Source organism: Stenotrophomonas maltophilia group sp. vghtpe118 (assembly GCF_052605195.1).
Window position 1 is genome coordinate 2,395,126 of the sequence record NZ_CP199672.1, and the last position, 25,132, is coordinate 2,420,257.

Sequence of the window (25,132 nt, forward strand, 5' to 3'; positions counted from 1 at the left end):
CCTGACCTGCTCGTGAATCATGGATTCCCTGCATGCTCTCCAGCCTGCCCCTGCTGCTGGCCCTGCCGTTCCTGATGGCAGCGGCTGTTGCGGCCTTCCCCCGTAGTTCGCGCTCGGCTGCTGCCTGGCTGGCGGCACTGGCGCCGTTGGGCGGGCTGGCCATCCTCGGCTGGCTGACCCCGGCGGTGCTCGATGGCCAGGTGGTCCGCACCCTGGTCCCCTGGCTTCCACAGATCGGCCTGGACTTCACCCTGCGCCTGGACGGGCTGGCCTGGATGTTCGCCGGGCTGGTGCTGGGCATCGGCGCCCTGGTGGTGCTGTATGCGCGCTACTACCTGAGCCAGCAGGACAACGCGCACCGCTTCTACTGCTACCTGCTGCTGTTCATGGGCGCGATGCTGGGGATGGTGCTGTCGGGCAACCTGCTGTTGCTGATGATCTTCTGGGAAATGACCAGCATCAGCTCGTTCCTGCTGATCGGCTTCTGGTCGCACCGCCAGGACGCACGCGAAGGCGCGCGCATGGCGCTGGTGATCACCGGCGGCGGCGGCCTGGCCCTGCTCGGTGGCGTGCTGTTGATCGGCCGTATCGTCGGCAGTTTCGACCTGGATGTGGTGCTGGCCGCCGGCGAGCAGATCCGCGCCAGCACGCTGTATCCGTACGCCCTGTTCCTGGTGCTGGCCGGCATCTTCACCAAGAGCGCGCAGTTCCCGTTCCACTTCTGGCTGCCGCACGCGATGGCAGCGCCGACCCCGGTCTCGGCCTACCTGCACTCGGCCACCATGGTGAAGGCCGGCGTGTTCCTGCTGGCGCGGCTGCATCCGGCGCTGGCCGGCAGCGACCTGTTCTTCTATACGGTCAGCGGCATCGGCGCGCTGACCCTGCTGATCGGTGCCTGGAACGCGATCTTCCAGCACGACCTGAAAGGCCTGCTGGCGTACTCGACCATTTCCCACCTGGGCCTGATCACCCTGCTGTTCGGCCTGTCCACGCCGATGGCGGTGGTCGCCGGCGTGTTCCACATCCTCAACCACGCCACCTTCAAGGCCTCGCTGTTCATGGCCGCCGGCATCATCGACCACGAAACCGGCACCCGCGACATGCGCAAACTGGGGGGGCTGCGCAGGCTGATGCCGTTCACCAGCGCGCTGGCGATCATCGCCTCGCTGGCGATGGCCGGGATCCCGCTGCTCAACGGCTTCCTGTCCAAGGAAATGCTGTTCGCCGAAGCGATTACGGCCGGCGGCCCGGGCATCATGCGCACGGCGGTGTCGATCGCTGCGTTGCTGGCAGGCGTGTTCGGCGTGGCGTACAGCCTGCGCTTCGTGCACGACACCTTCTTCGGCACTGGCCCGCACGACCTGGACCGCGTGCCCCACGAGCCGCCGCGCTGGATGAAGGTGCCGGTGGAGCTGCTGGTGGTGATCTGTGTGGCGGTGGGCGTGGCACCCGCACTGACCGTCGCGCCGGTGCTGCACGCCGCTGCGGCCTCGATCCTCGGCACCGCCATGCCCGAATACAGCCTGGCGGTGTGGCACGGCTTCAACCTGCCGCTGGCGATGAGCGCGATCGGCGTGGTCGGTGGCGTGGCGCTGTACTTCGGCCTGCGCAGGCTGATCAACCTGCATGCCGTGACCAATGTCAGCACGGGCCGCAATGTGTTCCACGCCCAGCTGGACGCCGTGTCCGCGCTGGCCATGCGCCTGACCAGCGGCATCGCCAATGGCAGCCTGCAGCGCATGCTGCTGGGCCTGGTGCTGGTGGCGATCGTGGTTGCCGCTGCGCCGTTCGTGGCCAACCCAGCCTCGCCGAACTGGACCGCGCCGCAGCCGATTCCGCTGCTGGGCTGGGCCCTGTGGCTGGTGATGATGGCCTGCGCGGTCGCCACCCTGCGCATCTACAAGCAGCGCCTGCTGGCGGTGCTGCTGGTCGGCGGCGTCGGCCTGATGGTGGCGCTGACCTTCGTGTTCCTGTCCGCGCCCGACCTGGCCCTCACCCAGCTGCTGGTGGAGATGGTGACGCTGGTGCTGATGCTGCTGGGCATGAATTACCTGCCCGCGCAGTCCGGGCCTGAGCGGCCGCGCTGGCGCAAGCGCCGCGACGCGGTGATCGCGATCATCGCCGGTGCCGGGCTTGGCGCGCTGGCCTATTCGGCGATGACCCTGCCGCCGAACACCATGGCCGGCGAGCTGCTCGCCCGCGCGTTGCCCGAGGCCTACGGCCAGAACGTGGTCAACGTGATCCTGGTCGACTTCCGCGGCTTCGATACCTTCGGCGAGATCACCGTGTTCGGCATCGCCGCGCTGGTGGTGCATGCGCTGCTGCGGCGTACGCGGATGGCACCGGAGCAGATCATGCCCGGCCCGCCGATCAAGCTGCCGGTGCCGGCCGACCTGGCGCAGATCATGTTCCCGCTGACCCTGACCGTGTCGATCTTCCTGTTCCTGCGCGGGCACAACGCACCGGGTGGCGGCTTCATCGCCGGCCTGGTATTGGCAGTGCCGCTGCTGATCCAGTACGTGATCCAGGGCACTGCATCGGTGGAGTCGCGCTTCGGCTTCGACTACATCCGCTGCATCGGCATGGGCCTGCTGATCGCCCTGCTCAGCGGCAGCGCCTCGATGCTGTTCGGCGTGCCGTTCCTGACCAGCGGCCATCTCGACCTGCACCTGCCGCTGATCGGCGACGTACCGCTGGCCAGCGCGATCGGCTTTGACATCGGCGTCTATCTGGTGGTGTTCGGCGGTGCCATGCTGATGCTGTCGATGATGGGCACGATCAAGCCGTCGCGAACCCGCACCGCCCGCAAGGGTGAGATCGACCTGCAACGCCGCTCGGCACGCACCGGGGAGATGCACTGATGGAACTGGCCCTGGCTACCGCGATCGGCGTGCTGACCGCCATCGGCATCTACCTGCTGCTGCGTGCGCGCAGCTTCGATGTGATCCTCGGCATGACCTTCCTGTCCTACGCCACCAACCTGCTGATCTTCGCCGGCGGCCGCGTGGTACTGGGCAAGGCGCCGGTGCTGCAGGAAGGCGTGGACAGCCACCTGGGCAACTACACCGACCCGCTGCCACAGGCGCTGGTGCTGACCGCTATCGTGATCGCCTTTGCGATGACCGCGGTGAGCATTGTGCTGGCCATGCGCAGCCGCAGCGACAACCACAGCGACCACGTGGATGCCCACGAGCCGGATGACGACCTGCAGGATGAGCGCGTGCCGCCGCGCCGGGGCGAGGACCGCGCATGAACCACCTGGTGATCCTGCCGATCCTGATTCCGCTGCTGGGTGCGGCGCTGTCGCTGTTCGTCGAACACCGCCGCTATGGCCCCAGGGTGCAGCGGGCGGTGGCCTGGACCGCGCTGTCGGCGCTGGCGCTGGCGGTCGGGCTGCTGTTTGCCACCACGGCCAGTGGTGAAATCAACGTCTACCTGCTTGGCGACTGGCCGTCGCGGCTGGGCATCGCACTGGTGGCCGACCGGCTGTCGGCGTGGATGCTGCTGACCACCCTGCTGCTGGCCATTCCCTGCCTGCTGCACGCCTGCTCGGGCTGGGACCGCCGCGCGCCGCACTTCCATGCGCTGTTCCAGTTCCAGCTGGTCGGCCTCAACGGCGCGTTCCTGACCGGCGACATCTTCAACCTGTTTGTGTTCTTCGAGGTGATGCTGATCGCCTCCTACGGCCTGCTGCTCAGTGGCGGCCGCGGCCTGCGCATGCGCATCGGCCTGCACTACGTGGTGTTCAACGTCACCGCCTCGACCCTGTTCCTGGTCGCGCTGGGCCTGCTGTATGCCTCGCTGGGCTCATTGAACATGGCCGAGCTGTCGCAGCGCATCGCCGAGGTACCGCCGGCACAGCTGACCCTGGTGAAGGCGACCATGGGCCTGTTGCTGCTGGTGTTCTGCGCCAAGGCCGCGCTGATGCCGCTGTACCTGTGGCTGCCGGAAGCCTATTCGCGCGCACCGGCGGCCGTGGCTGCGCTGTTCGCGATCATGACCAAGGTCGGCCTGTACTCGGTGCTGCGCATCCAGATGCTGTGGTTCGGCGACGATGCCGGCGCGATGGCCGGCTATGGCCGCGACTGGATGTTGTGGGCGGGCGTCGCGACGCTGGTGCTGGGCGGCCTCGGCGCACTGGCCGCCACCCGCCTGCGCGTGCTGATCTCCTACCTGGTGATCGTGTCGGCGGCCACGCTGTTCATCGCCTTCTCGGTGGGCACGCCCCAGGTGCTCTCGGCTGGCCTGTACTACCTGCCGCACAGCAGCTTCGTCGCTGCCGCGCTGTTCCTGGTTGCCGATCTGATCCGCCGCCGTCGCGGTAGCGCCAGCGACCGCAAGGAAGTGGTCGCGCCGATGCCGGGCAAGGAGACGCCCGCCGTGTTGTTCCTGATCGGCGCGGTGTCGGTGGCCGGCCTGCCGCCGCTGTCCGGCTTCCTGGCCAAGGCTGCGCTGCTGGCCGGCATGCCGGTGCAGTACACCGCCCCGGTCTGGACCGCTGTGCTGGTCAGCAGCCTGCTGGTGATCATGGGCCTGACCCGGGGGGGCATCCGCCTGTTCTGGCGCGTGCCGCCGGTCGATCCGGAAACGCCGGTACCGCGCAAGGCGCGGCTGCGCCGGGTCGAGCTGTACGCGGCCTGCATCCTGCTGGCCTACGGCATCGGCATGACCCTGGCCGCAGCACCGCTGATGCGCTACACCGACGCCACCGCCGCGCAGCTGCTGCACCCCAGCGAGTACGTGCAGCAGCTGCGTGCGACTGCACCGGAGATCCGCCAGCCATGACCGCCCAGCGCTCCCTGTTCCGTCGCCTGATTCCGTCGCCGATGCTGAGCATCATGGTGGTGGCGTTCTGGCTGCTGATGTCCGACAGCTTCACCCTCGGCCAGATCGTGCTGGGCCTGCTGCTGGGCGTGGTGGTGCCGCTGTTCGCCGCACGCCTGGACCGCGAGTTCGCCCGCATCGGCACCCTGCGCCCGTTGCCGAAACTGCTGTGCGTGACCCTGTGGGACATCCTGATGTCCAACATCCGTGTCGCCCTGCAGGTACTGGGGCCGGAGAAGAACATCCACCCCGGTTTCATCTGGCTGCCGCTGGACATCGCCAACATCCATGGCATCGCTGCGCTGACCAGCATGATCACGCTGACCCCGGGCACGGTCTCGGCCGCGCTCAGCGACGACCGCAAGTACCTGCTGGTGCACGTGCTGCACCTGGAGGACCCGCAGGACCTGATCGATACGATCAAGCGCCGTTACGAGGCGCCGTTGATGGAGATCTTCCCATGACCGGTTTTGAAGTCATCCAGACCACCCTGGTGGTGTGCATGCACGTGGTCGGCCTGGCGATGCTGCTGGCCACCTGGCGGCTGTTGCGCGGGCCGACCGTGCCCGACCGCATCCTCGCGCTGGACACGCTGTCGGTGACCGCGATCGCTGAGCTGATGCTGTTCGGCATGTACCTCAACTCACCGATCTACTTCGAGGCGGCGCTGATCATCGCCATGCTCGGCTTCGGCAGCACCGTGGTGCTGAGCAAGTTCGTGCTGCGCCGGGACATCGTCGAATGATCACCGCGATCCAGATCGTCCTGTCGATCCTGCTGCTGTTCGGCTGCTTCTTCATCCTGGTCGGCGCACTGGGCCTGGTGAAGCTGTCCACCTTCTTCAAGCGCCTGCACGCACCGACCAAGGCCAGCACGCTGGGCGTGGGCTGCGTGCTGGTGTGCTCGGTGTGCTACCACATCTTCCTCGGCCAGGACCCGCAGCCACGCGAGCTGCTGATCACCGTGTTCCTGTTCATCACCGCACCGATCAGCGCGCACATGATGGCCAAGGCGGCGTTGTCGCTGCTGATGGAGACCCGCCCCAGCCTGCCGGGCAACGAGCCGGCCGCCGAGGAGCAGCTGCCGCCGCCGGAACCGGTGCGGGAAGAAGAAACCACGCAGAACCGGTAGTGCCGGCCGCTGGCCGGCAATGTGACGCCCGGTAGGTGCCGACCGCTGGTCGGCACGAACAGCAGCCGAGCATGGGCTCGGCTCTACAGCGCCGGTGCGCCGACCAGCAGCAGCTCCAGCACGAACCAGCCTACGAACGCGACCAGCAGGATCCCGCCTTCGCCACGACTGATCTTCAGGTCGCCGCGCAGCATCGGGTACAGCACCAGCGCAAACGCCAACAGCGCCGGCAGTTCCAGGCGCACGAACGAGGCCGGCAAGGCCAACGGCTGCAACACCGCCATCGCACCGATCACCAGCAGCAGGTTGACCACGCTGGAACCCAGTACGTGGCCGAGCACCATGTCACCATGCCCGCGACGCGAGGCGGCAATGGCGGTGGCCACCTCGGGCAGTGCGGTGCCGATCGCCACCGGCAACAGGCCGACCAGCAACGGCGTCCAGCCCAGTGCGGCACCGAAGTCGGCCGCAGCACCCACCACCAGGCGCGCGCCCCAGTACAGGGTCAGTGCGGCGATCAGCACGCGCAGCACGTTCAACGGCAGGCTGGTGCGGCTCAGCGCGGATTCGGCGATGGCTGCCTGCACCTCGGCGCTCTCGACGCGGCCGCGGCGCAGCAGCAGCACCTGCATGACGATGAAGCCCGCCACCAGCACGCCGCCTTCCCAGCGCACCAGGCGACCATCCAGGCCGAACAGGATCAGCAGCACGCCGGCCGCCAGCAGCGACCACCACAGCACCGCCTGCAGGCGCGCGCGCAGCAGCAGGGGGGCGGCGATGGCGGCCACCGCCAGGGTCAAGCCCAGATTGACGATGCTGCTGCCCACTGCATTGCCCAGCGCCAGCTCCGGTTGGCCGACCGCCAGCGCACGTGCGTTGACCGCCAGTTCCGGCAACGAGGTGGTCACGCCGAGCAGCAGCAACCCGGCAGTGAACGGGCTGGCCCCGAAGCGCTGGGCCAGGCCAGAGACGGCCTTGACGATGGAGTCCCCGCCCAGTGCCAGCAGCAGCAGGCCGAGCAGGAACCAGGCAATGGCAATGGCGATCATCGAGCACTTCCCAGCAGTGGTGGCGCGATTCTACGCTTGGCCCGAGCGCATGGCTGGGCGGTGGATCAAGGATCAGCCACAGCCTTCCGCATAGTCGACCTGCGGGGTCTGCCCGACCCGCCAGGCCCCCACCCGGCCATCGGCACCGAGCGCGAAGTCGATCACTGCCCCGCCCTCCTGCACCGGCCGCACGCGCAGGTGCTGGGCCTTCTCGTCGTACTTGTCGGGACCGACGTCAGCGCGCTCGGGATACAGCACCTGCAGCTCGCCCAGGGTCATGCCGACCTTGCCGCCGCCCGGTGCAGTGATGGCGGCGCTGCGCACGTCGTAGCGCACCAGCTTGCGGCCTTCGATCATCAACCGCGGGTCCTCGGCATCCTGCGGGCGCAGGAAGTAGCAGCCGTCGTTGCCGTCGTCCGCGGGCAGCGGCTTGCCGGCGGCATCGGTGCCCAGCCCCTGCAGCGGCGTGCCGAAGCCGCTGCGGACCTCGGCGATGCTGGCGCCCAGCGTGACGCCGCCGAAGCCATCCAGGCGCGCCGGGCTGTCCTTGCGGAGGTCGTTCGCCGGGCGGGCCGCCAGATCAGGATCCGTCGATTGGGCCGGACCGGTCGCCGAGGCGGTTTCCGCCGGGGTATCGCTGCCGCTGCCGGCGGCGCCCTGCTTGTCGGGGCCGCCACTGCAGGCGGCGAGCGAAAGGAGCAACAGACCAGCAATCGGGAGGTGCTTCATCGGTGCGGTTCCCTGGCACGAAGGTAGCTGCACGCTAGCGCAGCGCGCGTGCAGACGCTGCATTGTCATCGCGGTTTCATCGCCCTCGTTCAGGCTCGGCGTGCACCGACCTGGCTGTCCCTTCCATGCAACCGCGCAAGACCGAACTCGCCCGAACCGCGCTGCAGGCCCATCGCGCGCCGCTGGACATGCGCCAGCGCCGGTTGCTGATCCTGTGCGACGGCCAACGCAGCATCACCGACCTGACCGGCCTGCTCGGCCAGGATGCGCCCGCGATGGTCATCCAGCTGGTGCAGGCCGGCTACCTGAGCACCGGTACCGGTGCCGCAGCCCCGCCACCGCCGCCGGCAGCCACGGTAGCGCCGCAGCCCGCAACACCTGCCGCAGCCGCGGCCACAGCAGTCGAACGCCGCCGCTCGCTGGTGGCTGCGCGCATCTACGTGCTGGGCATCCTGGAAATGCAACGCCACCCGCAGGCGGCGGCCTTGTTCCGCGACCTGCAGCAGGCCCGCGCGGAAAGCGACGTACTGCAGGTGCTGCACTCGGCGATGCAGATGCTGCCCGGCCTGACTTCGGTGGGCTATTGCCAGCGTGTACGCCAACGCCTGCTGGAGGCGCTGCCGTTGGAGCACTGCGACGCGTTCGCCGAGGTGGCCTGAAGAAAAAGGGGACGGAGGGGATTAAGTCGCAATCAGCACACGTGTGCTTGAAACGACTTAATCCCCTCCGTCCCCTTTTTCGGGTCAGCGGAAGTTGTTGCGCAGGCCGTTCCAGCACTGCTGGTAGTCGCCCTGACGGTGGCCGGCGGCCAGGGCCTGTGCGGTCGGGCGGATCACCGCGCGGGTCTCGAACATGAAGGCCATCGTGTCCTTGATCACGTCCGCCTTGGACAGATCGGCATTGGACGCCTTGTCGAAGGTCGGTGCGTCCGGGCCGTGGCCGCTCATGCAGTTGTGCAGCGATGCGCCGCCCGGCACGAAGCCTTCGGCCTTGGCATCGTAGGCACCGTGCACCAGGCCCATGAATTCGCTGGCGATGTTGCGGTGGAACCACGGCGGGCGGAACGTGTTCTGCGCCACCAGCCAGCGCGGCGGGAAGATCGCAAAATCCATGTTGCTGGTTCCCGGCGTGTCGCTGGGCGAATGCAGCACCAGGAAGATCGACGGATCCGGGTGGTCGTAGCTGATCGAGCCAATGGTGTTGAAGCGGCGCAGGTCGTAGCGGTACGGCGCGTAGTTGCCGTGCCAGGCCACCACGTCCAGCGGCGAATGGTCGATCGGCGCACGCCACAGGCGGCCCTCGAATTTGGCGATCAGCTCGAAATCGCCATCGACATCCTCGAACGCCGCGTGCGGGGTTTCGAAGTCGCGCGGATTGGCCAGGCCGTTGGAACCGATCGGGCCAAGGTCGGGCAGCTTCAGCAGCGCACCGTAGTTCTCGCAGATGTAGCCGCGGCTCGGGCCATCGGGCAGTTCAACGCGGAACCGCACGCCGCGCGGGATCACCGCGATCTGCTGCGGCTCGATCTCGATCACGCCCAGCTCGGTCAGCAGGCGCAGCGCGCCCAGCTGCGGCACGATCAGCAGCTCACCGTCGGCATCGTAGAAGTAGCGGCCGACCATGTCGCGGTTGGCAGCGTAGAGGTGGATGCCCACGCCAGCATGCGCATCGGGCGAACCGTTGCCCCCCATCGTGTACAGGCCTTCGACGAAGTCGGTCGGCAGCTCCGGCAGCGGCAGCGGACTCCAGCGCAGCTGGTTCGGCGAGGCCGGTTGTGCGCCGAAATCACATTGCAGCTGCGACTGCGCGAACGGGGTGAACTCGCCATGGGTCACCGCCGGACGGATCCGGTACAGCCAGCTGCGGCGGTTGCTGCCGCGCGGCGCGGTGAAGGCGGTGCCGGTCAACTGTTCGGCGTACAGGCCGTGGGCCACCTTCTGCGGCGAGTTCTGCCCGACCGGCAGCGCGCCGGCGACGGCCTCGGTGGCGAATTCGTTGCCGAAGCCGGACTGGTAGCCGCGGGCGGTGAGGGCGGGGGACATGGGGGCTCCTGAAAAACGGCAAGACCGGAACGGAAAGCAGCCGAGCATGGCTCGGCTCTACAGGCAAGCAGGCGCCGGGCGTGACCCGGCGCTGCCCAGGACCTTACAGCACGCCGCGGCGGATCTGGTCGCGCTCGATGCTCTCGAACAGCGCGGTGAAGTTGCCTTCGCCGAAGCCCTCGTTGCCCTTGCGCTGGATGATCTCGAAGAAGATCGGGCCGATGCAGTTCTGGGTGAAGATCTGCAGCAGCTTGCGCTGGTGGGTTTCCGGATCGGCATCGATCAGGATCTTGTTCCTGGCCAGGCGCGGCACGTCTTCACCGTGGTTTGGCACGCGCTGGTCGATCACGTCGAAGTAGGTCTCCGGCGTGTCGAGGAAGTCCACGCCCTGCGCGCGCATCGCTTCGACCGTGTCGTAGATGTTCTCGGTGAAGCAGGCGATGTGCTGGATGCCCTCGCCCTTGTATGCGTCCAGGTACTCGTTGATCTGGCTCTTCGGGTCGGACGATTCGTTCAGCGGGATGCGCACGATGCCGTCCGGCGCGGTCATCGCCTTGGACACCAGGCCGGTCTTCAGGCCCTTGATGTCGAAGTAGCGGATCTCGCGGAAGTTGAACAGGCGCTCGTAGTAGTCCGACCACTGCTGCATGTTGCCGAAGTACAGGTTGTGGGTCAGGTGGTCGATGAAAGTCAGGCCGAAGCCCACCGGGTGCAGGTCGGCACCGGCGATCGGCTCGTAGTCGCCGTCGTAGATGCTGCCGGCCGCGCCGTAGCGATCGACCAGGTACAGCATGCAATCGCCGATCCCCTTGATGACCGGCGCGCTGACCGCCTTGCTGTCCGGCTTGAAGGCGATGGCTTCGGCGCCGTTGCCCAGCGCGGCCTGGTAGACCTCCTGGCCCGGCTTCTTGAAGCGGATGGCGAAGCCGCAGGCGCACGGACCGTGCTTTTCGGTGAAGTCGGCGGCGAACGAAGCGGGGTCTTCATTGACCAGGAAGTTGACGTCGCCCTGGCGATAGACGGTAATCGGACGCTGCTTGTGCTTGAGCACCGCGCTGAAGCCCATCTTCCGGAAGTACTCGTGCAGCTCCTGGCCACGGCCGGCCGGGGCGGCGAATTCGACGAACTCGAAGCCGTCGATGCCCATCGGGTTCTCGAAGGTGGTGACCTGCATGCCGGGGTTGGGATGCGAGGCGGTCGGGACTGCGGTATTCATGGCGTGGCTCCGAATCGGTACCGCATCGGTACAAACCAGATGCGGGCAGGTAGGGACCCGGCGAGAATGCAGGGTCTGGACCCACCCCTTATAGTTACACTTGAAACCACCAGCAAGGTGCACCGCAACATGAGCCCCGCCGATCCTGCCTCGACCCGCCTGCGTGCCTCGCACGTCCTGCTCGACCTGGAACAGTTCCTGCCGTACCGGCTGAGCGTGCTGTCCAACCGGGTCAGCGGCAACATCGCCAAGCTATACGGCGATCGTTACGGTCTGGCGATCCCCGAGTGGCGGGTGATCACCATCCTGGCGCTGTACCCGGGCTCCTCGGCCAGCGAGGTCTCCGACCGCACGGCGATGGACAAGGTGGCGGTCAGCCGCGCCGTGGCCCGCCTGCTGGAGCGCGGCTTCATCAAGCGCGAGACGCATGGCGACGACCGCCGCCGCTCGGTATTGGCGCTGTCGGCCGCCGGTTTCGAAGTGTACGAGACCATCGCGCCGATGGTGATCGAGATCACCCGCAAGCTGATGTCGGTCCTGAGCGACGAGGAAGAGCAACTGCTGGAAAAGCTGATCCTGCGCCTGGCCGGCGAAGGTCTGGAGCGGATGGGCGAAGGGGTGTGAACGAAAAAGGGGACGGAGGTGATTAAGTCGTAATGAGCACAGGTGTGCCTGAAACGACTTAATCCCCTCCGTCCCCTTTTTTCAGCTCAAGTGCTTGCGCCGTGCGTGGATCCACGGCACGGCCAGTGCTGCGATGGCGCCGCCGGCGAAGCCCAGCGAGGCGGCAACCGTGGCGGCTTCGACGGCCCCGGGCAGCGCCAGCGCCGCAGCCACCAGCAGCAGCGACGGCAGGCCGACGAAGGTGCCCAGGAAGAAATGCCAGCGCGGTGACCAGGTATTGAGCTGCAGCAGGCTGACCGGTTGCCAGGCGTCGGACGCGGCATCCTCGGCGATCTTCGCCACCACCTTGCCCAGATCCACTTCCGGCAGCGCGCGCCCCAGGCGGGCGGTCGCCAGCAGTTCGGCCACGGCCTCCACCGGTGGGAAGCTGGACGGCCACGCCACCGGGGCCGGCACGCCGTAAGCGGTCAGCAGCGGCACGCTCAGCCACGGCGCCACCAGCGGGCGCATGCGGCGGCGGCCATGCACGCACCAGATCTGCGGCTGTCCCTGCGCGGTGACGTTGTACAGCGCCAGTTCGTTGGCGGGCGGATAACCCAGCATGGTCACCCGCGCCGCCAGACTGTCCTGGCCCATCGCACGCAGGAAGCCCGGGCGGCTGCGCCCTTCCTGCATCCACGCCAGGCCCAGCGCACCCACCAGGTACGCCTCCGCCACGTCCTTGCTGCCCGCCGTGGCGCGCTCGTCACTGGCCAGGTACCACGCCAACGACTTCGGCTCGGTGACATCCTCCAGGCCCCATCGGCTGTCATCCCCCAGCACGTGCCGCACCGGCAGACGGGCAGGCGCGGTTTCGCCACGCTCCCCGGTCTGCAGGAACGGCAGCACGCCCTGGATGAAGGTGGACAGCTCGATCGCGCGCGCGCCATGGCCCTGCCATTCCGGCGGCAGCAGCCCGGCCAGCTGGCCTTCGGCGGCCAGCGCATCAAGCCGCGCCTTCTGCTCGACCAGTTTCTGCACCGCACCCTTCAGCACCACGTTATCGGGCAGCGCGATCTGCGGCAGGCGATGGCGCGGCGGGGCCAGTTCGACGGTGTCCTCGCCGGTGCCGGCGTCGTCCAACAGGGTTTCCTGCGCCGGCAAAGTCACGCCCTCGCCTGCCCCACCCTCGGCCAGGTGGCTGGCAGGTTCGGGCAATCGTTCGGCGTGGTCGCTGTGCATGGGCGTTCCGGTAGGTAGCATCGACGGGATGTCGACTGAGGTCCTTGCCGGTAACGGCGAGCGCGTTGCGAAGTTGAGATGCCGATTCAGGGAGTGTGACGGCGCGCGCAGTAGAGCCACGCCATGCGTGGATGCGACCCGGCATCAGTGCCGGCCAGCGGCCGGCCCCTCCCCACCCTGCCGGCCAGCGGCCGGCACTACCGGTCAGGTGCCCACTGCTTGAGGAACGCGCTCACCCGCGCAGGCTGGAAGGCTTCGCCCTTGCGCAGCTCAGCAGTGGCCTGCGAGACCAGCAGGCTGCCATCGGCGTCCAGTACCAGCAGGTGCGGGTAGTCGCGCTCCATCACCGGGAACTGGGCGAAGAAGGCGGTGTTGGGCTGTTCGTCGCTGGCGTTGACCTTCACCCACACGTAGTGGGCGTCGCGGAAGCGGCGCAGGTCGCCGTTGCCTTCCACCACATCATCCAGCGCCCGGCAGCGCTCACAGGCGGCGTTGCCGATCTCGAGCAGGATGCGCTTCTTGCCGCGCTGGGCTTCCACCTTGGCGGTGGCCAGGTCATCGGCGGGGTTGCGGGCCGGGTCGAACTGCGCACCGAGCCCGGCGATGGCGGCGATATCTGCCGCCACCGGGGTGTTGCCCGAGGCCACCGGTTCGCTGGGGTCAGCGACCGGTGGCTCGGTGGGTCGGGTATCCAGCGGCTGCGTGGGCTCGGCGGTGGCAGGCGGTTGCGGTTGGGAACAGGCGCCGATCAGCGCCGCACAGACCACCACCATTGCACCACCGAGCTTGCTACGCATGCCTTCTACCCTCTCATCATTACTTGACGCCGTGCATCAGCTTGTTGATCAGCGGGGCGATCAGGAACAGCACCACGCCGGAGCCGATCAGGGCCCAGAACCCGAAGGTATACCCCTTCAGGGCCGACTCGACCGTCATGCCGCCTTCACCACTGACCACGCCAGCGAAGATGCCCGACAGGTTGTTGCCGATGCCGGTGGACAGGAACCAGCCACCCATGCCGAAGCCGACCAGGCGCACCGGGGCCAGCTTGGTCACCATCGACAGGCCGATCGGCGACAGGCACAGCTCACCCACGGACTGGATGACGTAGACCATGAACAGGGTCCAGAACGGGATCTTGCCGTCCACGACCATCTGCGACAGGGCGAACATCAGCAGCGCGAAGGCGGCGCCGTTGAACAGCAGGCCCAGGCCGAACTTGCGCGGAATGGACGGATTGGCGCGGCCCATCGCCACCCAGATCCAGGCGATGACCGGGGCCAGGGTGATGATGGCCACCGAGTTGACCGACTGGAACCACGCGGTCGGGAAGGTCCAGTCGCCGAACTGGCGGTTGACGATGTTCTCGGCCAGGAAGGTGAACGAGCTGCCGGCCTGTTCGAAGAACATCCAGAACATCACGTTGAAGGCGAAGATGATCAGCATCGCGATCACGCGGTCGCGCTGCACCTTGCCCTCGCGGATGCCCTCGACCAGCAGCAGCACGGCCAGGGCCGTGAACATCGCGCCCAGGATCCAGGCCAGCGCGGTGGCGCCGGTGGCCAGCAGGAAGTACGCGACCGGGATGGCGACCACGGCACCGGCCAGCACCATGATGATGCGGCCGAAGCCTTCAGCGCCGGCCGGCGGTGCGCCGATGCCCTTCAGGCCGGCACGACCGATGTAGAACCACACCAGCGAGATCAGCATGCCCACGCCCGAGGCGATGAACACGACCTTGTAGGACGGCATCGCATCGGTACCGAACACCTTGCGGGCCAGGTACTCGGTCAGCACCGGGGCGATCATCGCGCCGATGTTGATGCCCATGTAGAAGATGGTGAAGCCCGAATCGCGGCGCTCGTCCTTCAGGCCGTACAGCTTGCCGACCATGGTCGAGATGTTGGGCTTGAACAGGCCGTTGCCGACGATGATCGTGGCCAGGCCGAGCTTGAAGATGTGCTCCTGCGGCAGCGAGATCATGAACAGGCCGGCGGCCATGATGATCGCGCCGGTCAGGATCGAGCGCTGGTAGCCCAGTACCCGGTCGGCCACGTAGCCGCCGAAGATGGCCGCGGCGTACACCAGGGCCAGGTAGGCGCCATAGATGCGGCTGGCGTCGCCTTCACCGGCAGCGCTGCCGTTGTAGAACTGGGCAACGATGTAGAGCACCAACGCCCAGCGGATGCCGTAGAACGCAAAGCGTTCCCAGAACTCGGTCATGAACAGCATCCACAACGGGCGCGGGTGGCCCAGCGTGGTCTTGAAGTCCGGCAGTGCCGGCTCTGGGGTGTTCGCAGTGGCGTTTACGCTCATGCGGATTTCCTGGTTCGGTGGATGACGAGCACGTCCGCTGTGCAGTTGGAGCAACGCGCGAGGATCACCGACTTCTGGCGTTCACGTCAAATACACGCCGTTTGAGGCAGGTGGCAGCCTGCTCCCTGAACTTGCATCTGAAACGATCCAGCCGCGGGCCGGGAACCAAGCTGAATGGGGATCAGCCCAGCGCTGCCGGGGGCACGGCCTGCAGGCTGGTGCGCACCTGGAACAGCTCGGGGAAGAAGGTCAGTTCCAGCGCCTTGGCCAGGAAGCCCACGCCGGACGAACCGCCGGTGCCGCGCTTGAAGCCGATCACCCGCATCACGGTGCGCATGTGTCGGAATCGCCACAGCTGGAAGGCCGTCTCCAGATCCACCAGGTCCTCGCACAGCGCATACTCGCGCCAGTAGCGGTCGGTGTCCTGGTAGATGCGCTCGAAGACCGGCTGCAATGCGTCGTCGGCCACGTGTGGCTGGGTCCAGTCGTGGGCCTCGTAGACCGCCGGCACGGCATGGCCGAAGCGGGCCAGGTACTTCAGGAATTCCTCGTACAGGCTGGGCGCCTCCAGCACGGTGCGCAGCTGCGCCTGCCCGGCCGGGTCATGCTCGAACACCTGCAGCATCTGCGCGTTCTTGTTGCCCAGCAGGAATTCGATGTAGCGGTACTGCAGCGACTGGAAGCCCGACGACGGGCCCAGCACGTCGCGGAAGCCCATGTACTCGGACGGGGTCAGCGTTTCCAGCACCGACCATTGCTCGGTCAGCTGGCGCAGCACCTGCTTGCTGCGCGCCAGCACCTTGCGGCACTGCCAGACTTCATCGCGCTGCAGGAAGCCGATTGCGGCACGCAGCTCATGGCCCAGCAGCTTCAGCCACAGCTCCGAGGTCTGGTGCTGGATGATGAAGAGCATCTCGTCATGGTGCGGCGGGCTGGACAGCGGCTGCTGCGCGCTGAGCAGCTGGTCCAGCCGCAGGTAGCCGCCGTAGGTCAGGCGTCCCTGCAGGTCGGTGTGGATGCCGGCTTCGAGATCGCGTTGGTTGTTGTCGACGGACATGGGCGGGACCAGATCGGGGGCGGCAAGGGTAGCGCGTTGCCGCCGCGCTGGCAGCCGCCCGGTCCATACCGGGGCGTGCGGCTGGCCGTGGAGCATCGGCCGATGCCGGGCCTGCGCGTGGAACCGTCTGCGCCGTTGTACGGGCGGTCAGCCAGAGGCGTATTCTGATGCTTTGCAGCAACGACTGAATACGTTGTTGTTATTGGCCCCCCACCCGCCGGCAGGGGTAAAACGGGGAATCTCCGTGTTGCGGCGCAGGAAGGCTATTCCGTACGCGTTCCTTAACATGGCGATTCATATCATTTGTAACTTCTCTGTCGAAGGTGCAGTACGCAATGACGGTTGCCGCTGAATTCAAGATCGAATACCTGCAGTACCTGGACACGGACGGCACGCTCGTCCGTGACGACCTGCCCGCGTCGCTGCGCGACCCCAAGGTGCTGGTACCGCTGTTCAAGCAGATGCTGTTCGTACGTACGTTCGACAGCAAATCCATCGCGCTGCAGCGCACCGGCAAGCTCGGCACGTATGCCGCCTGCCTGGGCCATGAAGCCGCGCACGTGGGTATCGGCGCGGCGATGCAGAAGGACGACGTGTTCGCGCCTTCGTACCGCGAGTATGGCGCGATGTTCATGCGTGGCGTGCGCCCGCACGACGTGCTGATGTACTGGGGCGGCGACGAACGCGGCAACGATTACGGCGGCAACGCGGCCAGGGACTTCCCGTTCTGCGTGCCGATTTCCACCCAGTGCCTGCATGCGGCAGGTGCTGCGCTGAAGTTCAAGCTCAACAAGGAACCGCAGATCGCCGTGGCGGTGTGCGGCGACGGCGGCAGCTCCAAGACCGACTTCTACGCGGCACTGAACTCGGCCGGCGCCTACAAGCTGCCGCTGATCCTGTGCATCGTCAACAACGGCTGGGCCATCTCGGTGCCGCGCTCGGCCCAGACCGGTGCCGAAACGCTGGCGCAGAAGGGCCTGGCGGGCGGCCTGCACTGCCTGCAGGTGGACGGCAACGACCTGATCGCGGTGCTGGCGGCAATGGAACAGGCGCGCGAACGTGCGCTGGCCGGCGACGGTGGCACCGTGCTGGAACTGATGACCTACCGCCTGTCCGACCACACCACCGCCGATGACGCGCGCCGCTACCGCGACGACGCCGAAGTGAAGGATGCCTGGCAGCGCGAGCCGATGCTGCGCCTGCGCAAGTACCTGATCAACGCCGGTGTGTGGAGCGAAGAAGAGGAAACCGCCTGGGTCGCCGAGTGCGGCACGCGCGTGGACGAGGAAGTGAACCTGTACCTCAACACGCCGGTGCAGCCGGTCGAGGCGATGTTCGACTTCCTGTATGCCGATCCGCCGCCGGACCTGCTGGCCCAGCGTGCCCAGGCGATCGCCCTGGAGAAGCGCCATGGATGAGATCAAGAACGGCGCGCCCGGCGCGCACACCAACGCCGCCGACAGCGCTGCGGTCGCGCGCGGAGATGACAGCATGACCACCACCCCGATCACCCTCATCGAAGCCATCACCCAGGCCCTGGCCTGGGAACTGGAACACGATCCGTCGGTGCTGGTGCTGGGCGAGGACGTGGGCGTCAACGGCGGCGTGTTCCGCGCCACTGCCGGCCTGCAGCAGCGCTTCGGCTCGGACCGCATCCTCGACACCCCGCTGGACGAAACCACCATCGCCGGCCTGACCATCGGCCTGGCCGCACAGGGCATGAAGCCGGTGGCCGAAGCCCAGTTTGACGGCTTCATGTACCCGATGGTCGACCATATCGTCTGCCACGCCGCACGCCTGCGTTACCGCACGCGTGGCCGCCTGCACTGCCCGATGGTGCTGCGCGTGCCGTGGGGCGGTGGCATCCGCGCGCCGGAACACCACAGCGAAGCCAACGAGGCGATCTTCACCAACGTGCCGGGCCTGCGCGTGGTGCTGCCGTCGTCGCCGCAGCGTGCCTACGGCCTGCTGCTGGCTGCGATCCGCGAGCCGGATCCTGTGATCTACATGGAGCCCAAGCGCATCTATCGCCAGTACAAGGAAGTGGTCGTCAACGACGGCGAAGCGTTGCCGCTGGACGTCTGCTTCGTGCTGCGCGACGGCACCGACGTGACCCTGGTGACCTGGGGCGCGCAGGTGAAGGAAGCCCTGGAGGCGGCCGACAAGCTGGCCGGCGAAGGCATCAGTGCCGAAGTCATCGACGTGGCCACGCTGCGCCCGCTGGACTTCGCCACCATCGCCGAATCGGTGGCCAAGACCGGCCGCTGCGTGATCGTGCAGGAGGCCCCGAAGACCGCGGGCTTCGGCGCCGAGATCGCCGCGCGCCTGGCCGAGGAATCGATCTACGACCTGCTGGCCCCGGTCGAGCGCGTCACTGGCTACGACACCCACATTCCGCTGTTCCGCCTGGAAATGAAGTACCTGCCGAGCGTTGAGCGGATCGTGGCGGCGGCCAAGCGCGCGGTGGCGGCCGGCTGACATGCGGGCCCGCCTTCTGGGGGCTTACCGCAGCCAGTATCCCAACCCGCTCCGGTTCCACACCGGCCAGATCGTCGAAGTAGGTGTACGTGACGAGGAATGGCCGGCGTTTGCCTGGGTACGCACCAACGATGGGCGCGCTGGATGGGCGCCCATCGCCTGGTTGCAGCTGCTGGACGAGGGTCGCGCCGAAGCCCTGTGCGACTACGACGCCCGCGAGCTGGATGTGGAAAGCGGCGAGATGGTGAAGCTTCATCACGAACACGGCGGGTGGTGGTGGTCCGAGCGCGCCAATGGCGCGACGGGTTGGCTGCCGGCCCGCGAACTGGAACTGCTGGAAGAGAACTGCAAATGAGCCAGACCAAGAACTTCAACCTGCCCGACCTGGGCGAAGGCCTGCCGGACGCGACCATCGTCGAGTGGTTCGTCAAGGAAGGCGATGTGATCAAGCTGGACGAGCCGCTGGTGTCGATGGAGACCGCCAAGGCCGTGGTGGAAGTGCCCTCGCCGTTCTCCGGCAAGGTGCTGAAGCTGTCCGGCGGCGCCGGCGACATCATCCCGACCGGCTCGGTGCTGGCCAGCTTCGAACTGGACCCGAACCTGCCGCAGCGTGCCGATGGCCAGGACACCGGCCACAGCCATGGCCACGCCGCACCGTCGGCGCCGACCCCGCCGCCGCTGCCTGCCGCAGCCGCACCGGTGGTCGCGGAAGAAGCCAAGCCCGCCGCTGCCGAGCGTGACGACGCCGGTACCGTGGTCGGCGCGATGCAGAGCTCCAACGCCGTGCACGCCGAACAAGCACTGGCCGTCGGTGGCGTCAAGGCCGTGCCGGCCGTGCGTGCGATGGCGCGCAAGCTGGGCGTGGACCTGAGCCGCGTGGCCGCTACCGGCACCGATGGCGCGGTGACCATGGCCGACGTCAAGCAGGCCGCCGCCAACGGCACCGCCAAACTCGGCGCCGCCCCGGCACCGGTTGCTGCCGCGTATGCCGCGCCGGCCCCGGCGCAGGTGTCTGCTCCGGTGCAGAGCGAAGCCCGCACCCCGCTGTCCGCCGCCGGCAAGCCGATGCGCACCCAGCCGCCGGGCGTGGTCGCCAAGGGCCAGCCGGAACCGCTGAAGGGCGTGCGCCGCAACATGGCCCGCGTCATGGCCGATGCGCACAGCAAGGTCGTGCCGACCACGCTGAACGACGACGCCGACATCCACGCCTGGCTGCCGGGCAACGACGTCACCGCCCGCCTGGTGCGCGCCATTGTCGTTGCCGCGCAGAAGGTGCCGGCCATGAACGCCTGGTTCGACGGTGAAGCACTGACCCGCACCCTGCACGCGCAGGTAGACATCGGCATCGCCGTGGACACCGACGACGGCCTGTTCGTGCCGGCCCTGCGCAATGCCGACATGCTCGACGCACGCGGCATCCGCGAAGGCGTCAACCGCCTGCGCGAGCAGGTGGAATCGCGTTCGATCGCCGCCTCGGAACTGAGCGGCTACACCATCTCGCTGTCCAACTTCGGCATGTTCGCCGGCCGCTACGCGACCCCGGTCGTGGTGCCGCCGTGCGTGGCCATCGTCGGTGCCGGCCGTGCCCGCCACCAGATGACCCCGGTGATGGGCGGCGTGGAAGCGCACAAGGTAATCCCGCTGTCGGTCACCTTCGACCACCGCGCGGCGACCGGCGGCGAAGCCGCCCGCTTCCTGCGCGCGATGATGGACGACCTGGCGCTGGTCAGCTGATCGGCCACCTGACCGGTAGGTGCCAACCGTTGGTTGGCACATGACTTGGAGAAAACGCCGGGCAATGCCCGGCGTTTTTTTGTGCCGCTCTACTGTAGAGCCGAGCCATGCTCGGCTGCGTTGCAATGTATCCACGTCATGCGTGGATGAAGGCAAGAAGCAAGCCGAGCATGGGCTCGGCTACAGATCGCCTGCGATCAATCGCGCGCGACCATACCCTCGGCACGGCTGTACACACGCAGGCGATGACCATCCGGATCGGCGCCGACGAAGGTGTGGCCGAATTCCAGCGTTGTTGGTGCCTGCAGGATCTGCACGCCCAGTGCGCGCCACGCATCGTGCATCTGCTGCACGGCGTCGGGGTTGGAGACCACCATCGCCAGTTCGGCGGCACCGGCCTGCGCGGACACCGGAGGCTGCACGTCATCGCGCTGCCACAGGCCGAGTGCGGCACCATCACCGAGCAGGAACAGCGCAAAGCCGGGCGACTGTTCAACCGGTGGTTTGCCGAGGATGCCACTGTAGAAGGTTGCGCTGGTGGCGACGTCGTGCACGTACTGCAGCAGGGTGCTGGGTGTGAACATGGGGAAGCTCCGTTGTTGGGAGCATTCATGGTGGTATGGGCCTGCTGACACATTCTGTCAGTAGAGGGGACTACCGGTAGAGTCGACTCTACCCCCCGCTCTCGGCTGTTGCTGTGGTTATGAGCGATCCAGCCAGTCCGGCGCGATGCCCTGGGCCTTCTGCCAGCGCCGCAGCAGGGTGGCGCGCGGCACGCGGTAGCAGTCCTCCAGCACACGCACCTGGCGGATGCGATCCAGCCGGAAATGGCGGAAATCCTCGCGGCTCTCGCACCACGCCGCCAGCATCGGCACCTCATCGAAGTAGCCCAGCGCGAACGGCCAGACGACGCGCGCGCTGCGCTGGCCGTGCGCATCCTCGTAAGCGAACTTCAGGCGCTGCTGCGATCCCACGGCTTCGCGCACAGCCTGCAGGCGTGCTGCCGGCACCTTGGCCGCAGCACGCGAAGGTCCCACGCGCAGGCCACTGTCACGCAATGCCTCGCGGCGTGCCGCAGGCAACACATGGGCGATACGCGCCAGGGCATCACGTGCGGCCTCGGCCAGCGCCGGCTCGGTGCGCGCGGCGACCCAGCGCAGGCCCAGCACCAGCGCGTCGATCTCGGCCGGTGGCAGGGTCATGGGAGGCAAGGTATCGCTGGGTGCCAGCTGGTAACCGACGCCGGCCTCGCCACGCAGGTCGGCGCCCTGCTCGCGCAGGGTCTCGATATCGCGGTACAGCGTGCGCAGGCTGATGCCCAGCGCTTCGGCCAGCGCCTGCCCGGCCACCGGCCGTCGATGACGGCGCAGCAGCTGCAGCAGCTGGGTCAGGCGCAGCGCTCGCGACATCAGCCGACCAGCGTGCGCGACGCCACCACGTGCTCGCCCGGCTGCGGGGCCAACGCAGCCTCGACCAGCGCCCTGGCAATCTCGGTGGCCGGATTGATCCGCCACGCACGCGGCAAGACCGGCCCCAAAGCGCCCAGCACCGTCAGCGCCAGGCGCTCGCCACGACGCACCTCGTTGCGCTCGCCCCCGATCAGCCCTGGGCGGACCAGGGTCAACGAATTGAAGCCCAGCGCGCGCAGGTCCCGCTCCAGCTCCCCCTTCACCCGGCTGTAGAAGATCGACGACTGTGGGTTGGCGCCGGCTGCGGAATTCAGCACATAGGTCTGCGCCCCCTGTGCTTTTGCCAGGCGTGCGAACGCCAACGGGTAGTCATGATCGATGCGATGGAAGGCCTCGCGGCTGCCGGCCTGGGCGATGGTGCTGCCCAGCGCGCAGATGACCGCGTCAACGCGCGCCCATTCTGGCGAAGTGGGCAACGCTTCGAATGCCAGCACCGGGTTCTCCAGCTTCCCGTGAGTCAACGCCAGGGGGCGGCGGGTCGGGGCAACCACGGCGCCGCAGCGCGGGTCGTCCAGCAGCCTGCGCAGGGTCAGCCCACCGACCAGGCCGGTCGCCCCCAGCAACATCACGCGCATCACCACCTCCACTGCGGCATCCTGTCGCCCATCCTAGCCGTTCAAGCCCTCGGCGGCCGCGCCGATATGCTGGAACCAGTCCCTGCCAGCCCCAGGATTCGCTCCATGACGGACCAGCCCGACCACCGCCCTGCCCCCGGTACCGCCCTTGGGCCGCCGGCACGCGTGCGCGCGGTCGTGGACGATGGGCGGGGTGACCGCGTGGTGCTGCAGGGCGGCGGTGGCGTGGCCCTGCAGCAGCTGTTCGCGGGCGCCGATGCGCCGGAACCGCTGCTGGCGGCGTTCGCCAACGGCATGGCCACCCTGCCCGGCGAACTGGGCGACATGGGCGACCGCCTGCAGTCGGCACAGGCCAGCGCCGATTGGCCGCGCTATGGGCGCGCGATGCGGCAGCTGATCGACAAGTACATCCGTACCATCGAGCAGCATTCGCCGGACGGGCAGCCGGAAAGCCTGCGCCTGTCCGAGCAGCTGCGGCTGCTGCTGGGCGGTGCGGTGGTGGCCCTGCTGCAGCACGACCCGGACCTGCGCGAGCAGGCGCAGGCGCTGGCCCTGCGCCTGCGCCAATGGCAGCCGGGCACGGCCCTGGAACCAATCGAACAGGGCGTGCGCGAACTTGGCCACCAGGTCGGCGTGCGTGCCGAAAGCTGGCAGGAGCAGCAGGCGCTGCTGCTGGAGCTGTTCGCGCTGCTGCTGGAGAACGTCAGCGAGCTGCTGGATGACCGCAGCTGGCTGCAGGGCCAGATCGCGGCGGTGCGCCAGTTGCTGGACGGTCCGTTGGAAGCCGAGGCAGTCGAGCGCACCCGCGCCGAGTTGCGCGAAGTGATCTACAAGCAGGGTCTGCTGCGCCAGGGCATCGACGATTCGAAGGCGGCGATGCGTGGGCTGATGGGCGAGTTCATCGAGCGCATGGACGGCATGGCGACCAGTACCGGCGAGTATCACGACCGCATTGGCAGCTACGCATTGCAGCTGCGCGAGGCGCGCAGCATCGCCGACCTCAACCAGCTGCTGCAGGAGGTGATGCGCGATACCGGCAAAGTGCAGCAGCAGGCCGCACAGGCCCGCGATCACCTGGCCAATGCGCGGCAGGAAGTGGAGCGTGCAGAGCAGCGCATTGCCGAGCTGGAGCAGGAACTGCGCGCCGCTGGTGACCTGGCACGCATCGATCCACTGACCCAGGCGCTGAACCGCCGTGGCCTGGACGAACTGCTGGAGCGCGAGCTGGCCCGAGCCGCGCGCAACAACTCACCGCTGGGCGTAGCGGTGATCGACCTGGATGATTTCCACCAGACCAACGACGCGCACGGGCATGCCGGTGGCGATGCGTTGCTGCAGCACCTGGTGGCCGTGTGCAAGCTGCTGCTGCGCGCCACCGACGGCATCGCACGGCTGGGCGGTGACGAGTTCGTGCTGGTGCTGCCGGAAACCCAGGGCGCCGACAGCATGGCCACGGTGCAGCGCCTGCAGCGCTCGCTGGCCCATCGCGTGCTGACCGTGCAGGACCAGCGCGTGCCGGTGCATTTCAGCGCCGGGCTGGCGCAGTGGCAGCCCGGTGACGATACCGAAACCCTGCTGCGGCGCGCCGATGACGCGCTGTATGCTGCCAAGCGGCAGGGCAAGAACCGGGTGCAAGCGGGCTGATGATCCAGCGTGCGGACGCTGTAGCGCCCGAGCCCATGCTCGGACGGCGGCGCGCAGCGCCGTAGAGCAGCCGAGCGTGGGCTCGGCTCTACAGATCACTTCCCGCGCAGCTTCTGGAACCCGGTCACCGCTGCCAGCACGATGGCGCCGGCGATGATGCCGACCACCATGTTGCCCACCGCGCTCACCAGCCAGCCCCACTGCCCTTCGCCGCCCAGCGCCTGCACCGCGTGGTGCAGGGCCGGCACGTTGTGCACCAGGATGCCGCCGCCGACCAGGAACATGGCGATGGTGCCGGCCACCGACAGGAACTTCATCAGCCACGGCGCCGACGCCACCAGCCCGCGACCGAAGGCGGCAATGGCACCGCCCTTGCGCGACAGGTACAGCCCAACGTCATCGAGCTTGACGATGCCCGCCACCAGCCCATAGACGAACAGGGTCATCGCCAGTGCGACCACGCTCAGCGTGAGGATCTGGTTGGTGAACGACGCAGTGGCGACCACGCCCAGGGTGAGCACGATGATCTCGGCCGAAAGGATGAAGTCGGTGCGGATCGCGCCCTTCACCTTGTCCTTCTCCCACGCGACCATGTCCACCTGCGCGTCAGCCAGCGCCTTGCGGCGTTCGGCCTGGCGCTCGGCATCGTCATCGGAGGAATGCAGGAAGCGGTGCGCCAGCTTCTCCACGCCTTCGAAGCACAGGAAGGCACCGCCGATCATCATCAGCGGCACGATCAGCGGCACGTTCCAGCCGCGGCTGTGCAGCCAGGCTTCCAGCGCACTGATCGCCAGCGCCGCCGGCACCAGGATGACCTTGTTGACCAGCGAGCCCTTGGCCACCGCCCAGACCACCGGCAGTTCGCGGTTGGCGTTGACTCCGGTCACCTGCTGCGCGTTCAGCGCCAGATCGTCGCCCAGCACACCGGCGGTCTTCTTCGCCGCGACCTTGGTCAGGACCGAGACATCGTCGAGCAGGGAGGCGATATCGTCGAGCAGGGCAAACAGGCTGGCACCGGCCATG

25 protein-coding genes are annotated in these 25,132 nt (G+C 67.8%); 13 read left to right on the top strand and 12 right to left on the bottom strand.

Annotated features, from left to right (window positions below; translation table 11 throughout):
• The first annotated feature begins 32 nt into the window (after positions 1-32).
• Genes ACUDTM_RS10995 through ACUDTM_RS11020 form a run of 6 tightly spaced genes read left to right on the top strand, consistent with a single transcriptional unit; the run spans position 33 to position 5,955 of the window.
• A complete protein-coding gene (locus ACUDTM_RS10995; RefSeq protein WP_072168907.1) occupies positions 33-2,861 on the top strand; it encodes a monovalent cation/H+ antiporter subunit A in 2,829 nt (942 codons plus the stop codon).
• On the top strand, positions 2,861-3,253 hold the full coding sequence (locus tag ACUDTM_RS11000) for a Na+/H+ antiporter subunit C (protein WP_072168906.1): 393 nt from the start codon (positions 2,861-2,863) through the stop codon (positions 3,251-3,253). The genes ACUDTM_RS10995 and ACUDTM_RS11000 overlap by 1 nt, the downstream gene beginning before the upstream one ends.
• Positions 3,250-4,785, top strand: a complete 1,536-nt coding sequence (locus tag ACUDTM_RS11005; RefSeq protein WP_445391308.1) for a monovalent cation/H+ antiporter subunit D — start codon at positions 3,250-3,252, stop codon at positions 4,783-4,785. Before ACUDTM_RS11000 ends, ACUDTM_RS11005 begins: the two co-directional genes overlap by 4 nt.
• A complete protein-coding gene (locus ACUDTM_RS11010; RefSeq protein ID WP_005419867.1) occupies positions 4,782-5,288 on the top strand; it encodes a Na+/H+ antiporter subunit E in 507 nt (168 codons plus the stop codon). Before ACUDTM_RS11005 ends, ACUDTM_RS11010 begins: the two co-directional genes overlap by 4 nt.
• On the top strand, positions 5,285-5,569 hold the full coding sequence (locus ACUDTM_RS11015; protein WP_005411334.1) for a K+/H+ antiporter subunit F: 285 nt from the start codon (positions 5,285-5,287) through the stop codon (positions 5,567-5,569). The genes ACUDTM_RS11010 and ACUDTM_RS11015 overlap by 4 nt, the downstream gene beginning before the upstream one ends.
• On the top strand, positions 5,566-5,955 hold the full coding sequence (locus tag ACUDTM_RS11020; protein ID WP_005419868.1) for a Na+/H+ antiporter subunit G: 390 nt from the start codon (positions 5,566-5,568) through the stop codon (positions 5,953-5,955). The genes ACUDTM_RS11015 and ACUDTM_RS11020 overlap by 4 nt, the downstream gene beginning before the upstream one ends.
• Positions 5,956-6,038: 83 nt before the next feature.
• On the opposite strand, the gene ACUDTM_RS11025 is transcribed toward ACUDTM_RS11020, so the two are convergent.
• Both ACUDTM_RS11025 and ACUDTM_RS11030 read right to left on the bottom strand, forming a co-directional pair.
• A complete protein-coding gene (locus ACUDTM_RS11025; RefSeq protein WP_049415459.1) occupies positions 6,039-7,004 on the bottom strand; it encodes a sodium:calcium antiporter in 966 nt (321 codons plus the stop codon).
• A gap of 72 nt (positions 7,005-7,076) precedes the next feature.
• Positions 7,077-7,733 carry a hypothetical protein gene (locus ACUDTM_RS11030; RefSeq protein WP_072168904.1) on the bottom strand — a complete coding sequence of 219 codons (657 nt, stop codon included), beginning with the start codon at positions 7,731-7,733 and terminating at the stop codon, positions 7,077-7,079.
• Between the two features lie 125 nt (positions 7,734-7,858).
• On the opposite strand from ACUDTM_RS11030, the gene ACUDTM_RS11035 reads away from it, so the two are divergent.
• Positions 7,859-8,392, top strand: a complete 534-nt coding sequence (locus ACUDTM_RS11035) for a hypothetical protein (RefSeq protein ID WP_072168903.1) — start codon at positions 7,859-7,861, stop codon at positions 8,390-8,392.
• Between the two features lie 84 nt (positions 8,393-8,476).
• Here ACUDTM_RS11035 and hmgA read toward each other — a convergent pair whose 3' ends face one another.
• Positions 8,477-9,775, bottom strand: coding sequence for a homogentisate 1,2-dioxygenase (gene hmgA, locus ACUDTM_RS11040; protein ID WP_072168902.1), 1,299 nt, complete (start codon positions 9,773-9,775; stop codon positions 8,477-8,479).
• Positions 9,776-9,878: 103 nt separating this feature from the next.
• Positions 9,879-10,991, bottom strand: a complete 1,113-nt coding sequence (gene hppD, locus ACUDTM_RS11045) for a 4-hydroxyphenylpyruvate dioxygenase (protein ID WP_445391309.1) — start codon at positions 10,989-10,991, stop codon at positions 9,879-9,881.
• Between the two features lie 129 nt (positions 10,992-11,120).
• Here hppD and ACUDTM_RS11050 point away from each other — a divergent pair, with 129 nt between their 5' ends.
• On the top strand, positions 11,121-11,615 hold the full coding sequence (locus ACUDTM_RS11050; RefSeq protein WP_072168901.1) for a MarR family winged helix-turn-helix transcriptional regulator: 495 nt from the start codon (positions 11,121-11,123) through the stop codon (positions 11,613-11,615).
• A gap of 81 nt (positions 11,616-11,696) precedes the next feature.
• On the opposite strand, the gene ACUDTM_RS11055 is transcribed toward ACUDTM_RS11050, so the two are convergent.
• The 4 genes from ACUDTM_RS11055 to ACUDTM_RS11070 all read right to left on the bottom strand — a co-directional run bounded on the left by ACUDTM_RS11055 (position 11,697) and on the right by ACUDTM_RS11070 (position 16,209).
• Complete coding sequence (locus ACUDTM_RS11055) at positions 11,697-12,836, bottom strand: hypothetical protein (RefSeq protein ID WP_072168900.1); 1,140 nt, start codon at positions 12,834-12,836, stop codon at positions 11,697-11,699.
• A gap of 197 nt (positions 12,837-13,033) precedes the next feature.
• Positions 13,034-13,633 carry a thioredoxin family protein gene (locus ACUDTM_RS11060; protein WP_072168899.1) on the bottom strand — a complete coding sequence of 200 codons (600 nt, stop codon included), beginning with the start codon at positions 13,631-13,633 and terminating at the stop codon, positions 13,034-13,036.
• A gap of 19 nt (positions 13,634-13,652) precedes the next feature.
• Complete coding sequence (locus ACUDTM_RS11065) at positions 13,653-15,152, bottom strand: peptide MFS transporter (protein ID WP_005411345.1); 1,500 nt, start codon at positions 15,150-15,152, stop codon at positions 13,653-13,655.
• Between the two features lie 181 nt (positions 15,153-15,333).
• Positions 15,334-16,209 carry a tryptophan 2,3-dioxygenase gene (locus ACUDTM_RS11070; protein WP_061480234.1) on the bottom strand — a complete coding sequence of 292 codons (876 nt, stop codon included), beginning with the start codon at positions 16,207-16,209 and terminating at the stop codon, positions 15,334-15,336.
• A 335-nt stretch (positions 16,210-16,544) separates the two neighbouring features.
• On the opposite strand from ACUDTM_RS11070, the gene pdhA reads away from it, so the two are divergent.
• The 4 genes from pdhA to ACUDTM_RS11090 are packed head-to-tail and all read left to right on the top strand — an operon-like array spanning position 16,545 to position 20,421.
• Positions 16,545-17,627, top strand: coding sequence for a pyruvate dehydrogenase (acetyl-transferring) E1 component subunit alpha (gene pdhA, locus ACUDTM_RS11075; RefSeq protein WP_010482685.1), 1,083 nt, complete (start codon positions 16,545-16,547; stop codon positions 17,625-17,627).
• Positions 17,620-18,687, top strand: a complete 1,068-nt coding sequence (locus ACUDTM_RS11080; RefSeq protein WP_005419896.1) for an alpha-ketoacid dehydrogenase subunit beta — start codon at positions 17,620-17,622, stop codon at positions 18,685-18,687. The genes pdhA and ACUDTM_RS11080 overlap by 8 nt, the downstream gene beginning before the upstream one ends.
• A 1-nt stretch (position 18,688) precedes the next feature.
• Complete coding sequence (locus ACUDTM_RS11085) at positions 18,689-19,042, top strand: SH3 domain-containing protein (RefSeq protein WP_005411349.1); 354 nt, start codon at positions 18,689-18,691, stop codon at positions 19,040-19,042.
• Positions 19,039-20,421, top strand: coding sequence for a dihydrolipoamide acetyltransferase family protein (locus ACUDTM_RS11090; RefSeq protein ID WP_445391310.1), 1,383 nt, complete (start codon positions 19,039-19,041; stop codon positions 20,419-20,421). Before ACUDTM_RS11085 ends, ACUDTM_RS11090 begins: the two co-directional genes overlap by 4 nt.
• Before the next feature lie 197 nt (positions 20,422-20,618).
• Here the strand turns inward: ACUDTM_RS11090 and ACUDTM_RS11095 are convergent, their stop codons facing one another.
• The 3 genes from ACUDTM_RS11095 to ACUDTM_RS11105 form a co-directional block, all read right to left on the bottom strand.
• Complete coding sequence (locus ACUDTM_RS11095) at positions 20,619-21,005, bottom strand: VOC family protein (protein ID WP_072168897.1); 387 nt, start codon at positions 21,003-21,005, stop codon at positions 20,619-20,621.
• 117 nt (positions 21,006-21,122) lie between these two features.
• The gene (locus ACUDTM_RS11100) at positions 21,123-21,830 is read right to left on the bottom strand and encodes a helix-turn-helix transcriptional regulator (protein WP_072168896.1); all 708 of its coding nucleotides are present in this window, start codon (positions 21,828-21,830) and stop codon (positions 21,123-21,125) included.
• Positions 21,830-22,465: an NAD-dependent dehydratase gene (locus ACUDTM_RS11105; protein ID WP_172412147.1), complete on the bottom strand. Its 636-nt coding sequence runs from the start codon at positions 22,463-22,465 to the stop codon at positions 21,830-21,832. Before ACUDTM_RS11105 ends, ACUDTM_RS11100 begins: the two co-directional genes overlap by 1 nt.
• A gap of 105 nt (positions 22,466-22,570) precedes the next feature.
• On the opposite strand from ACUDTM_RS11105, the gene ACUDTM_RS11110 reads away from it, so the two are divergent.
• On the top strand, positions 22,571-24,109 hold the full coding sequence (locus ACUDTM_RS11110) for a GGDEF domain-containing protein (protein WP_005419936.1): 1,539 nt from the start codon (positions 22,571-22,573) through the stop codon (positions 24,107-24,109).
• A gap of 95 nt (positions 24,110-24,204) precedes the next feature.
• Here ACUDTM_RS11110 and ACUDTM_RS11115 read toward each other — a convergent pair whose 3' ends face one another.
• Positions 24,205-25,131, bottom strand: coding sequence for a DUF808 domain-containing protein (locus tag ACUDTM_RS11115; RefSeq protein ID WP_111008320.1), 927 nt, complete (start codon positions 25,129-25,131; stop codon positions 24,205-24,207).
• Position 25,132 lies beyond the last annotated feature (1 nt).

What these genes read in the sequence shown, in the direction of transcription:
- ACUDTM_RS10995 (WP_072168907.1), top strand. Translation starts at nt 33, where the DNA reads ATGCTCTCCAGCCTGCCCCTGCTGCTGGCCCTGCCGTTCCTGATGGCA.
- ACUDTM_RS11000 (WP_072168906.1), top strand. Translation starts at nt 2,861, where the DNA reads ATGGAACTGGCCCTGGCTACCGCGATCGGCGTGCTGACCGCCATCGGC.
- ACUDTM_RS11005 (WP_445391308.1), top strand. Translation starts at nt 3,250, where the DNA reads ATGAACCACCTGGTGATCCTGCCGATCCTGATTCCGCTGCTGGGTGCG.
- ACUDTM_RS11010 (WP_005419867.1), top strand. Translation starts at nt 4,782, where the DNA reads ATGACCGCCCAGCGCTCCCTGTTCCGTCGCCTGATTCCGTCGCCGATG.
- ACUDTM_RS11015 (WP_005411334.1), top strand. Translation starts at nt 5,285, where the DNA reads ATGACCGGTTTTGAAGTCATCCAGACCACCCTGGTGGTGTGCATGCAC.
- ACUDTM_RS11020 (WP_005419868.1), top strand. Translation starts at nt 5,566, where the DNA reads ATGATCACCGCGATCCAGATCGTCCTGTCGATCCTGCTGCTGTTCGGC.
- ACUDTM_RS11025 (WP_049415459.1), bottom strand. Translation starts at nt 7,004, where the DNA reads ATGATCGCCATTGCCATTGCCTGGTTCCTGCTCGGCCTGCTGCTGCTG.
- ACUDTM_RS11030 (WP_072168904.1), bottom strand. Translation starts at nt 7,733, where the DNA reads ATGAAGCACCTCCCGATTGCTGGTCTGTTGCTCCTTTCGCTCGCCGCC.
- ACUDTM_RS11035 (WP_072168903.1), top strand. Translation starts at nt 7,859, where the DNA reads ATGCAACCGCGCAAGACCGAACTCGCCCGAACCGCGCTGCAGGCCCAT.
- hmgA (WP_072168902.1), bottom strand. Translation starts at nt 9,775, where the DNA reads ATGTCCCCCGCCCTCACCGCCCGCGGCTACCAGTCCGGCTTCGGCAAC.
- hppD (WP_445391309.1), bottom strand. Translation starts at nt 10,991, where the DNA reads ATGAATACCGCAGTCCCGACCGCCTCGCATCCCAACCCCGGCATGCAG.
- ACUDTM_RS11050 (WP_072168901.1), top strand. Translation starts at nt 11,121, where the DNA reads ATGAGCCCCGCCGATCCTGCCTCGACCCGCCTGCGTGCCTCGCACGTC.
- ACUDTM_RS11055 (WP_072168900.1), bottom strand. Translation starts at nt 12,836, where the DNA reads ATGCACAGCGACCACGCCGAACGATTGCCCGAACCTGCCAGCCACCTG.
- ACUDTM_RS11060 (WP_072168899.1), bottom strand. Translation starts at nt 13,633, where the DNA reads ATGCGTAGCAAGCTCGGTGGTGCAATGGTGGTGGTCTGTGCGGCGCTG.
- ACUDTM_RS11065 (WP_005411345.1), bottom strand. Translation starts at nt 15,152, where the DNA reads ATGAGCGTAAACGCCACTGCGAACACCCCAGAGCCGGCACTGCCGGAC.
- ACUDTM_RS11070 (WP_061480234.1), bottom strand. Translation starts at nt 16,209, where the DNA reads ATGTCCGTCGACAACAACCAACGCGATCTCGAAGCCGGCATCCACACC.
- pdhA (WP_010482685.1), top strand. Translation starts at nt 16,545, where the DNA reads ATGACGGTTGCCGCTGAATTCAAGATCGAATACCTGCAGTACCTGGAC.
- ACUDTM_RS11080 (WP_005419896.1), top strand. Translation starts at nt 17,620, where the DNA reads ATGGATGAGATCAAGAACGGCGCGCCCGGCGCGCACACCAACGCCGCC.
- ACUDTM_RS11085 (WP_005411349.1), top strand. Translation starts at nt 18,689, where the DNA reads ATGCGGGCCCGCCTTCTGGGGGCTTACCGCAGCCAGTATCCCAACCCG.
- ACUDTM_RS11090 (WP_445391310.1), top strand. Translation starts at nt 19,039, where the DNA reads ATGAGCCAGACCAAGAACTTCAACCTGCCCGACCTGGGCGAAGGCCTG.
- ACUDTM_RS11095 (WP_072168897.1), bottom strand. Translation starts at nt 21,005, where the DNA reads ATGTTCACACCCAGCACCCTGCTGCAGTACGTGCACGACGTCGCCACC.
- ACUDTM_RS11100 (WP_072168896.1), bottom strand. Translation starts at nt 21,830, where the DNA reads ATGTCGCGAGCGCTGCGCCTGACCCAGCTGCTGCAGCTGCTGCGCCGT.
- ACUDTM_RS11105 (WP_172412147.1), bottom strand. Translation starts at nt 22,465, where the DNA reads ATGCGCGTGATGTTGCTGGGGGCGACCGGCCTGGTCGGTGGGCTGACC.
- ACUDTM_RS11110 (WP_005419936.1), top strand. Translation starts at nt 22,571, where the DNA reads ATGACGGACCAGCCCGACCACCGCCCTGCCCCCGGTACCGCCCTTGGG.
- ACUDTM_RS11115 (WP_111008320.1), bottom strand. Translation starts at nt 25,131, where the DNA reads ATGGCCGGTGCCAGCCTGTTTGCCCTGCTCGACGATATCGCCTCCCTG.